This is a genomic window from Agrobacterium genomosp. 13 str. CFBP 6927 (assembly GCA_900012615.1).
Taxonomy (GTDB): Bacteria; Pseudomonadota; Alphaproteobacteria; order Rhizobiales; family Rhizobiaceae; genus Agrobacterium.
The window spans coordinates 1894424-1902051 of sequence record LT009756.1; the positions used below are offsets into that span (position 1 = coordinate 1894424).

The 7628-nt window shown below is 58.4% G+C and carries 6 protein-coding genes; all 6 read right to left on the reverse strand.

Features of this window, described 5'->3' with window-relative positions; genetic code table 11:
- Positions 1-50 precede the first annotated feature (50 nt).
- The gene (gene rpoB, locus AGR13A_RS09510; protein ID WP_035224053.1) at positions 51-4187 is read right to left on the reverse strand and encodes a DNA-directed RNA polymerase subunit beta; all 4137 of its coding nucleotides are present in this window, start codon (positions 4185-4187) and stop codon (positions 51-53) included.
- Positions 4188-4449: 262 nt separating this feature from the next.
- Positions 4450-4827 carry a 50S ribosomal protein L7/L12 gene (rplL, locus tag AGR13A_RS09515; protein ID WP_035224052.1) on the reverse strand — a complete coding sequence of 126 codons (378 nt, stop codon included), beginning with the start codon at positions 4825-4827 and terminating at the stop codon, positions 4450-4452.
- 59 nt (positions 4828-4886) lie between these two features.
- Positions 4887-5405: a 50S ribosomal protein L10 gene (gene rplJ, locus AGR13A_RS09520; protein WP_003523725.1), complete on the reverse strand. Its 519-nt coding sequence runs from the start codon at positions 5403-5405 to the stop codon at positions 4887-4889.
- 355 nt (positions 5406-5760) lie between these two features.
- Complete coding sequence (gene rplA / locus AGR13A_RS09525) at positions 5761-6456, reverse strand: 50S ribosomal protein L1 (RefSeq protein ID WP_003523724.1); 696 nt, start codon at positions 6454-6456, stop codon at positions 5761-5763.
- A gap of 2 nt (positions 6457-6458) precedes the next feature.
- Positions 6459-6890 carry a 50S ribosomal protein L11 gene (rplK, locus tag AGR13A_RS09530; protein ID WP_003523723.1) on the reverse strand — a complete coding sequence of 144 codons (432 nt, stop codon included), beginning with the start codon at positions 6888-6890 and terminating at the stop codon, positions 6459-6461.
- 144 nt (positions 6891-7034) lie between these two features.
- A complete protein-coding gene (nusG, locus tag AGR13A_RS09535; RefSeq protein ID WP_080834954.1) occupies positions 7035-7565 on the reverse strand; it encodes a transcription termination/antitermination protein NusG in 531 nt (176 codons plus the stop codon).
- Positions 7566-7628: the final 63 nt, after the last annotated feature.

The following is a 7628-nucleotide window of genomic DNA, read 5'->3' on the forward strand; positions in this document are numbered from 1 at the left end:
GCCGATGCAGGAGCCGGCAGGCGCCCAAAAGGCGCCCGCCTCTCTCATTTTTATTCCGCCGCGTCGGGCAGCTGGTCTTCGGGCTGGTTCTCGATCTTCGAGTTTTCCAGTTCGACCGAAAGACCGAGCGACCGCATTTCCTTGACGAGAACGTTGAAGCTCTCCGGAATGCCGGCCTCGAACGTGTCGTCGCCACGGACGATCGCCTCGTAGACCTTGGTACGGCCCGCCACGTCATCCGACTTGACGGTGAGCATTTCCTGCAGCGTGTAAGCCGCGCCGTATGCTTCCAGAGCCCAGACTTCCATTTCCCCGAAGCGCTGTCCGCCGAACTGCGCCTTGCCGCCCAGCGGCTGCTGGGTAACGAGCGAGTAAGGACCGATCGAGCGAGCGTGGATCTTGTCGTCGACAAGGTGGTTCAGCTTGATCATGTACATGTAGCCGACAGTGACCTTGCGGTCGAACGGCTCACCGGTACGACCGTCATAAAGAACGGACTGACCGGATTCATGCAGACCTGCCTTCTTCAGCATCGCGGCAACGTCAGGCTCATGCGCACCGTCGAAGACCGGGGTCGCGATGGAAACACCGCGCTTGGCTTCTTCGGCAAGCTTGACCAGCGATTCGTCATCGAAGCGCTGCACCTCATCATGCGATTCACTCGCATAGATTTCGGTGAGCTCGGTGCGAAGCTCGCTGATGTCCATCGTCTTGCGATACTCTTCGAGCATCTCGCCGATCTTCTTGCCCATGCCTGCGCATGCCCATGCGAGGTGGGTTTCGAGGATCTGACCGACGTTCATGCGCGAGGGCACGCCGAGCGGGTTCAAGCAGATGTCGACATGCGTGCCGTCTTCGAGGAACGGCATGTCCTCGACCGGAACGATACGCGAGACGACGCCCTTGTTACCGTGACGGCCGGCCATCTTGTCGCCGGGCTGGATCTTGCGCTTCACAGCAACGAAGACCTTGACCATCTTCATGACGCCAGGAGGCATTTCATCGCCGCGCTGGACCTTCTCGACCTTGTCCATGAAGCGCTGTTCAAGGCGCGACTTGGATTCGTCGTACTGGCCGCGAAGCGCTTCCAGTTCGGACTGGGCCTTCTCGTCTTCGACTGCAAACATCCACCACTGCGAGCGGGGATATTCGGAGACGACGGCGTTGGAAAGCTCGACGCCCTTCTTGAAGCCCTTCGGACCGGCGATGGAAACGTGACCACGCAGCATGTCGATCAGGCGGCCGTAGACGTTACGGTCAAGAATTGCCTGTTCGTCGTCGCGGTCCTTTGCCAGACGCTCGATCTCTTCGCGCTCGATGGCCATCGCGCGCTCGTCCTTCTCCACACCGTGACGGTTGAAGACGCGGACTTCAACGACCGTACCAAACGTGCCGGGAGGCATGCGCATGGAGGTGTCGCGAACGTCGGAAGCCTTTTCACCGAAGATGGCGCGCAGAAGCTTTTCTTCCGGCGTCATCGGGCTTTCGCCCTTCGGCGTGATCTTGCCGACGAGGATGTCGCCCGGCTGAACTTCCGCACCGATGTAAACGATACCGGCTTCGTCGAGATTCTTCAGCGCTTCTTCCGAAACGTTCGGAATGTCGCGCGTGATTTCTTCCGGACCAAGCTTCGTGTCACGCGCCATCACTTCGAATTCTTCGATGTGGATGGAGGTGAACACGTCGTCGGAAACGATACGCTCCGACATCAGGATCGAGTCTTCGTAGTTGTAGCCGTTCCAGGGCATGAACGCGACGAGCGCGTTGCGGCCGAGTGCCAGGTCGCCGAGGTCGGTCGACGGACCGTCCGCGATGATGTCACCCTTGGAGATCAGATCGCCGACGGCGACCAGCGGACGCTGGTTGACGCAGGTGTTCTGGTTCGAACGCTGGAACTTCTGCAGACGGTAGATATCAACGCCCGACTTGCCGGCATCGAGGTCTTCCGTGGCGCGGATAACAATACGGGTCGCATCCACCTGGTCGACAACACCGCCGCGGCGAGCCGCGATGGCAGCGCCGGAGTCGCGAGCGACGATCGGTTCCATACCGGTGCCGACGAACGGCGCTTCCGCCCGCAGAAGCGGAACGGCCTGACGCTGCATGTTCGAGCCCATGAGAGCGCGGTTGGCGTCGTCGTTTTCCAGGAACGGAATGAGAGCCGCCGCGACCGAAACGAGCTGCTTCGGCGAAACGTCCATCAGGTTGATGTTGTCGCGCGGTGCGAGCATAACTTCGCCGGAGTGACGGCAAACAACGAACTCTTCAACGAAGGCGCCTTCGCCATCGAGTTCGGCATTGGCCTGTGCGACGTAGTACTTGGCCTCTTCCATGGCGGAGAGGTAGATCACGTCCGTCGTCACCTTGCCGTCGATGATCTTGCGGTACGGGCTTTCAATGAAGCCGTACTTGTTGACGCGGGCAAAGGTGGCAAGCGAGTTGATCAGACCGATGTTCGGGCCTTCCGGCGTTTCGATCGGGCAAATACGGCCATAATGGGTCGGGTGAACGTCGCGGACTTCGAAGCCGGCGCGCTCACGGGTCAGACCACCCGGTCCAAGAGCCGAAAGACGGCGCTTGTGGGTGATTTCCGAAAGCGGGTTCACCTGGTCCATGAACTGCGACAGCTGCGAGGAACCGAAGAATTCGCGGACCGCGGCAGCTGCCGGCTTCGCGTTGATCAGGTCCTGCGGCATCACGGTGTCGATTTCGATCGAGGACATACGTTCCTTGATCGCACGTTCCATGCGCAGAAGGCCCAGACGATACTGGTTTTCCATCAGCTCGCCGACAGAACGAACACGGCGGTTGCCGAGGTTGTCGATGTCGTCGATTTCGCCCTTGCCGTCACGCAGTTCGACCAGCATCTTGACGACAGCGAGGATGTCTTCCTTGCGCAGCGTGCGCACGGTGTCTTCCGCGTCGAGGTCGAGACGCATGTTCATCTTCACGCGGCCAACAGCCGAGAGATCGTAACGTTCGGCATCGAAGAACAGCGAGTTGAACATCGCTTCCGCCGAATCCATGGTCGGCGGTTCACCCGGGCGCATGACGCGGTAGATGTCGAACAGCGCTTCCTGGCGGTTCTGGTTCTTGTCGGCCGAGAGCGTGTTGCGGATATAGGCGCCAACATTGACGTGGTCGATGTTGAGAACCGGAATCTCGTCAAAGCCGGACTGAAGAATGAGACCGAGCGTCTTCTCGTCGATTTCGTCGCCGGCTTCGAGATAGATCTCACCCGTCGAGTAGTTGACGATGTCTTCGGCGAGGAAGTTGCCGTAGAGGTCTTCGTCGGTCGCCTTCAGGGCCTTGAGACCCTTCTCCGTCAGCTGACGGATAAGGCGCGGGGTCAGCTTCTTGCCGCCTTCGACAACGACTTCGCCGGTATCGGCGTCGATCATGTCGGTGATGACCTTGGCATTCTTCAGCGCTTCGGGCTGGAACGGAATACGCCAGCCGTCGCCGGAGCGCTCGTAGGTAGCCTTGGTATAGAAGGTCGACAGGATTTCTTCGCCATCCATGCCAAGCGCCATCAGGAGCGAGGTCACGGGCAGCTTGCGGCGACGGTCGATACGCGCATAGACGATGTCCTTGGCGTCGAACTCGATGTCGAGCCAGGAACCGCGATACGGGATCACGCGTGCGGCGAAAAGCAGCTTGCCGGAAGAATGGCTCTTGCCCTTGTCGTGATCGAAGAACACGCCCGGCGAACGGTGCATCTGCGAAACGATGACGCGCTCGGTGCCGTTGACGATGAACGTGCCGTTATTGGTCATGAGCGGCATGTCGCCCATGTAGACGGACTGTTCCTTGATGTCCTTGATGGACTTCGCGCCTGTATCCTCGTCGATATCGAACACGATGAGGCGCAGCGTCACTTTCAGCGGCGCTGCATAGGTCAGATCGCGCTGACGGCATTCCTCGACGTCGAACTTCGGGGCTTCGAATTCGTAGGATACGAATTCGAGCATGGATGCGCCCGAGAAATCGGTGATCGGGAATACGGATTTGAATACGGCATTCAATCCCTCGTCGGGACGGCCACCCTTGGGCTCGTCAACCATGAGAAACTGGTCATACGAAGCCTTCTGAACCTCGATGAGGTTCGGCATTTCCGCTACTTCTGGAATTTTGCCGAAAAACTTGCGTACGCGCCTACGACCGTTAAACGAAAGGGTCTGAGCCATCGTCGCTCCTTTAAAATTGCATCCGGGCCTGCAACGGACGGGAACCGATGGCCAGTCGACCCCGTCAAGCAATGGGTATCATCAATCTCGTTCCACATCCCGGATCGATCAGGCCGGATTGCCTAGATGAGCCGGTTCGGAACCATTCTCTTGAAGAACCCATTACCCAAAAGCCGTTTTCAAGCGGCTTTTGGGTAATAAGTTTTAAAAACGATAACGACGGAAAGGGGCTTGAAGCCCCTCCCCGCCAGCAATCGCAAGATTACTTAACGTCAACCTTGGCGCCTGCGTCCTCAAGCTTCTTCTTGAGATCGGCAGCTTCAGCCTTGGAAACGGCTTCCTTGACCGGCTTCGGAGCGCCTTCAACGAGGTCCTTAGCTTCCTTCAGGCCGAGGCCCGTGATAGCGCGAACTTCCTTGATGACGTTGATCTTGTTGGCGCCAGCGTCAACCAGGATCACGTCGAATTCAGTCTTTTCTTCTTCAACAGCAGCAGCAACGCCAGCACCGCCAGCAGCAGCAACAGCTACCGGAGCAGCAGCGGAAACGCCCCACTTTTCTTCAAGAAGCTTCGACAGTTCTGCAGCTTCCAGAACGGTCAGGGTGGAGAGGTCTTCAACGATCTTTGCGAGATCAGCCATTTTGATAGTTCCTTTTGTTCAGTTCGAACCAGTTTGAATATTTACAGCGAAAAACCGCCTTAAGCGGCTTCGTCCTTCTTGGCGTAAGCCGAGAACACCCGAGCCAGCTGGCTTGCAGGTGCGGCGACAACCGTAGCGACGCGAGTTGCCGGGGCATTGAGAAGGCCCAGCAGCTTTGCGCGCAGCTCGTCCAGCGAAGGCAGGGTCGCAAGCGACTTGACTGCTTCGGCGTTGAGCGTGGTTGCACCCATGGCGCCACCGAGAACAACGACCTTGTCGTTGGTCTTGGCGAAATCCATGACGACTTTCGGAGCGATCATCGGGTCGACGCTGTATGCAATCAGCGTCTGGCCCTTGAAGAGATCTGTCATCCCTTCCGACTCCGTGCCCTGAAGAGCGATCTTGGCCAGGCGGTTCTTCGCGACCTTGACGGTGCCTCCGGCAGCGCGCATCTTCGAACGGAAGTCGTTCATCTGCGCAACGGTGACACCAGCATAGTGGGCCACGACAACCGAACCGGAAGCCTTGAAGACTTCGTTCAGCTCCGTGACGAATTCGCGTTTTTCCGCTCTTTCCACTGTCTGTCTCCAGTAGACGGGAACACAACATGTGAACCCGTCGGGTTTGCCTTTGCCCCAAGGGACCTTTTTACAAAGATCCCGAGCGACGCTCGAGGATCCTGTCCCCCGCTCTGTCGCCGCAAACGGCTTCAGGCACAGGCACACCAGGTTCGAACCGGACAGTCAGGCATCGTTTCGATGCCTCAAATCCAGCCTCACCCGTCTCATGCAGGTTGAATGATTAAGGCCAGGCCCCGAAAGACATGGCCACCCGCAATCTCGGACAGGAGTTCCGGGTTTCCCCGGAAATCTCCGGCTCCTGGGAGCCGGAAATTCTTGTATTCACACTTCCCTTGGGAAGCGCGAGAATTGATTAAGCCGTAACCGACGAAGGGTCGATCTTGACGCCCGGACCCATGGTCGAGGAAATCGCGACGCGCTTGACGTAGTTGCCCTTGGCACCGGTCGGCTTTGCCTTGATGACGGCATCGGCGAAAGCCTTGATGTTTTCTTCAAGAGCCTTGGCGTCGAACGAAGCCTTGCCAACGCCAGCGTGTACGATACCGGCCTTTTCGACGCGGAATTCGACAGCGCCGCCCTTGGATGCCTTGACAGCACCGGCAACGTCCATGGTCACGGTTCCGACCTTCGGGTTCGGCATCATGCCACGCGGGCCGAGTACCTTGCCGAGACGGCCGACGAGCGGCATCATGTCCGGGGTCGCGATGCAACGATCGAAGTCGATCTTGCCGCCCTGAACGATTTCAACCAGTTCTTCTGCACCAACAACGTCAGCGCCAGCAGCCGTGGCTTCATCAGCCTTGGCGCCACGGGCGAAAACGGCGACGCGAACGTCACGGCCGGTGCCGTTCGGCAGGTTGACGACGCCACGAACCATCTGGTCCGCATGGCGCGGGTCAACGCCGAGGTTCATCGAAACTTCAACGGTTTCGTCGAACTTGGCGACAGCACGTTCCTTGACCATCGAAATGGCGTCGGTGAGAACGTAAAGCTTGTTGGGATCCACGCCTTCGCGGATCTTCTGAATGCGCTTTGCTACCTTGGCCATGATCAACCTACCACTTCCAGGCCCATGGCGCGGGCAGAGCCCTCAACCATTGCCATTGCGCCTTCGATGTCGGCTGCGTTCAGATCCTTCATCTTGGCTTCAGCGATCGTCTTGACCTGAGCCTTGGTGATGGAGCCGACCTTGGCGCCCTTGCCAGGCGTCTTGGAACCAGAGGTGATCTTTGCTTCCTTCTTCAGCCAATAGGTCATCGGCGGCTGCTTCATGACGAAGGTGAAGGACTTGTCCTGGTAATAGGTGATGACGACCGGGATCGGCATACCCTTTTCCATTTCCTGCGTGGCGGCATTGAACGCCTTGCAGAATTCCATGATGTTAATGCCACGCTGACCAAGTGCCGGACCGATCGGCGGGGACGGATTGGCCGCCCCGGCCTTTACCTGCAACTTGAGCTGGCCTGCAACTTTCTTAGCCATATCTCTCTGCCTTTCAATTCAAACCGGTTACCCGGCTTCTCTTAAGCCGGATTGCTCCGGCGGCTGCGGTTGCGTGGTGCGGCGCCCTGCCCCGGCTTAAAGAGCCAGTTAGCCTTCCACGCGCTTGGGGCTTCGCCCCGCCAATCAGACCTTTTCGACCTGATTGTATTCCAGCTCGACCGGCGTAGCGCGGCCGAAAATCGACACTTCCACCTTCAGGCGCGAACGCTCTTCGTCGACATCCTGAACCACGCCGTTAAACGACGCGAACGGACCGTCGGAGACGCGAACCTGCTCGCCGATCTCGAACGAAACCGAAGACTTCGGACGCTCGACACCTTCCTGAACCTGACCGAGGATACGCTCGGCTTCATAATCGGGAATCGGAACAGGCTTGCTGTCCGAACCGAGGAAACCGGTCACCTTCGGCGTGTTCTTGATGAGGTGATAGGCCTCATCCGTCAGGTTGGCGCGCACCAGCACGTAACCTGGAAAGAACTTGCGCTCGCTGTCAACCTTGCGGCCGCGACGCACCTCGACAACCTTTTCGGTCGGCACGAGGATTTTCTCAAAAAGATGATCAAGACCCTTCTGACGGGCCTTCTCTTCGATCGACTCGGCGACCTTCTTTTCGTAATTCGAATAGGCGTGAACGATATACCAGCGCGCTGCCATTTTATTCTCGTTCATTCGTTACCGACCGCGTTCAGCACGAGGCTGAGCAGCCAGCCGATGAGC